The organism is Marinococcus salis (genome assembly GCF_054971365.1).
In genome coordinates, this window is sequence record NZ_JBQOJB010000050.1 from 1 (window position 1) to 1000 (window position 1000).

1 protein-coding gene is annotated in these 1000 nt (G+C 56.7%); it reads right to left on the reverse strand.

Annotated features, from left to right (window positions below; all coding sequences use genetic code 11):
* Positions 1–881: transposase (locus ACTTK6_RS15785; protein WP_462833950.1), on the reverse strand; the 881-nt coding region annotated here is incomplete at its 3' end.
* Between the last annotated feature and the right edge of the window lie 119 nt (positions 882–1000).

Below are 1000 nucleotides of genomic sequence, written 5' to 3' on the forward strand. Positions count from 1 at the left end.
GCCGCGGTCATCGAGGGGTCGGTGGAAAAGAAAAACCGGTACGCTTCGTGGGAAGCAGAAGCCCGGGAACCAACGACCACGCCCGAGAGGCCACTTTTCAACCGGCCCTGAAACCGAACCATTTCATAGGTGGTGGTCCGGACGGTCACAAGGTCCGGATCTTCCACCTGCCGGGCCCGTTGGGCCCAGTTTCTGGCTGGTAACGGCATGGGGGCCGTATCGAGCACCCGGTTGCTTTTAATGGCACCGATAAAATGCCAGCCCCGGTCCCGGACGGCCCGGATCAGTTTTTCCGATGCGTACCAGCTGTCGGCCAGGACATAGACGGGCCGATTCCCCACGTCGATGGTGCGAAGCTGCTGAAGGGCCAGGTCGATTTTACTGGGTCCATGTTCTTTCTCATATCGTTCGATATGATAAGGATACAGACGCTCGCTCGTCCCTGCCATGATGGTGAGCCATTGATGCCCGTAAACGGTCGTCCCGGTCTGATGGTCAAAATGGTATCCGCCGTCGTCGATCGGGTGGTGCGCCTGGGACGAAGGCTTCGATTTGGGAACGACGGTATCATCGATGGCAATAAGAACCGGATGGGTGCCGGAAGCCTGCCGCCGGACATGCTGCAGCACCAATCGCTGGAGCTTCCGCTCCAGGGCATCGTCGTCCACCCGGGAGGTGCGAAAAAACCGGGTGACCGATGAGTGGTGGGCGGAATGATTCGCAGCTTCTTGGAGGGCTTTCACGCTCCCATTGCGGTGCTCCCGGGTCCAGCCTTCCAGCAGCTGTTGCATGTGCCACGCGGCCGGAGCAGACATAAAGAACCGGAGGTTCCATTGGTGAAAGATATTGGCGATCCAGGAGGAATATGATACGGTAGACATGAGGCAGAATCCTTTCTCGATGGTGTTTTCGTCGATGTCATCGTACCGTAGCTACGGGGATTCTGTCTCTTTTTTATCGTTAATGGAAATAATTGTTAGTAAACCCGCAACAAAAGAGT